We start from the raw sequence: 1,587 nt of genomic DNA on the forward strand, positions 1-1,587 counted from the left end.
CAGCCAGAGTAACCTCGCTTTACTCCAGGACAGCCCACGGGTTCGAGCTGGCCAGTACGTGCTCTTCGACCCACAATCCCACGCAGTAGACCCCGAGCCCTGGAGGTACAAGCGATGATCGTCTGGACCTATTGGGAAGGACCAATGCCTGAATACATCGAAGTCTGTCTGCGGTCCATCGACAAGTTGTGCCGGATAGCGGGGATTGGGTTTCGCCTGGTCACGCCGGAAGACCTATCCGACTACGTACCCACGGGGTACTTAGAGGAACGATACCGCAGCCTGAAGGACGTTGGCCAGAGAGTTGACTGCATTCGTGCCGCGTTACTGGCAAGGCACGGCGGCTGGTGGTGGGACGCCGATACCGTATGCGTTCACCCTAGCTTCCTGAAGCTGGGAATACCCCCTCACGAGTATCTATCTCAGCTCTGCAATGGAGCGACTGCGGTGTACACCGTCTGGGATCGTGAACCACGTAGGGTTCTAAACGGATACGTTTACGTAGATAAATCACCTCTAGCAACAACGTGGTTAGCAAAGGTCAATGCTAAGCTACAAGAGCCAGAGGAGCCGGTCTGGTGTGACCTCGGGGAGAAAATACTCACGCCCCTTTTCTCAGCACAGGAACAGGCGAGACAGGTGGATCGGCGGATGTTTCTTCCAATCGACATTGATAGCAACGTCAAGCGATTCTTCGAGCCTGGAAACCCCCAAGACCTTGTCACCGAGCAAACTATCTGCTTCGGCCTGAACCACTCGTGGTTCTGGTATCATCGAAGGAGGGATATGCAACTACCCCGGGAACGGTGGGCATCGAGTCTCCTGCTAATACATCAACTGTTGCACCTAGCGGACGTAAGCTGGGGTTGGGGAGGACTGTAATGCACGTATGGACCTACTGGGAAGGTGAGTCTTGGCCCCATATCGACCTGTGCCTGGAAACAGCGACTCGCCGACTCGCCTTGACAAACGTTGAGTTTCATCTTCTCGCGCCGGAGACTGTAGAGGGGTACTTGTCACCGGGGTTGCTCCACGAAAGGTATAAGGAGATACCCCAGATAGGCCCCAAGGTCAGTGCAATACGCGCGGCGCTCCTTGCAAAATATGGGGGTTGGTGGTGGGATGCGGATACGATCGTGCTTCGCAGCCCCGAAAAGTTGATGCAGAAATACCCGAATGCCAACGTACTCTACATGACGTGGACGCGGCTACCCCTGCGTATTTTGAATGGCTACATCTATGCCAAGGCTGGTAGTGAGCCTGCGCTTTTGTGGCTAGAACGGATCAACTACTTGCTCGAACACGATTTCGAGACGGCTACCAAGTGGCTGGAGTTGGGGGAGAAGGTCATTACCCCCTTATTCAGGGACCGCCTTGATTGCGTGGAAGTGGATAGAAGGCTGTTCCTCCCTATTGATTTCGACACGGACCCCTATGTATTCTTCCGTGAGGGAGATTTCCGGGACTACCTGCGGGATGATGCTCTCCAGCGTCTTAAGGAGCAACTGCGGCTTGTTGTGCGTTGACAGGCAGATCGAGGCGACGGGCATTTTGCATTTCCTGATAGGTATGCCAGAGAAGTTGGTG

At 54.7% G+C, this 1,587-nt stretch carries 2 protein-coding genes; both read left to right on the forward strand.

The window, feature by feature from the left end; genetic code table 11:
• The first annotated feature begins 114 nt into the window (after positions 1–114).
• Entirely contained in the window at positions 115–882 is a 768-nt protein-coding gene (locus HWQ67_RS18005; protein WP_255317343.1) for a capsular polysaccharide synthesis protein, read from the forward strand.
• Positions 882–1,526, forward strand: coding sequence for a glycosyltransferase (locus HWQ67_RS18010; RefSeq protein ID WP_218254076.1), 645 nt, complete (start codon positions 882–884; stop codon positions 1,524–1,526). The genes HWQ67_RS18005 and HWQ67_RS18010 overlap by 1 nt, the downstream gene beginning before the upstream one ends.
• Positions 1,527–1,587 lie beyond the last annotated feature (61 nt).

The organism is Candidatus Magnetobacterium casense (assembly GCF_019173545.1).
In the GTDB taxonomy this organism is placed as follows: Bacteria; Nitrospirota; Thermodesulfovibrionia; order Thermodesulfovibrionales; family Magnetobacteriaceae; genus Magnetobacterium; species Magnetobacterium cryptolimnobacter.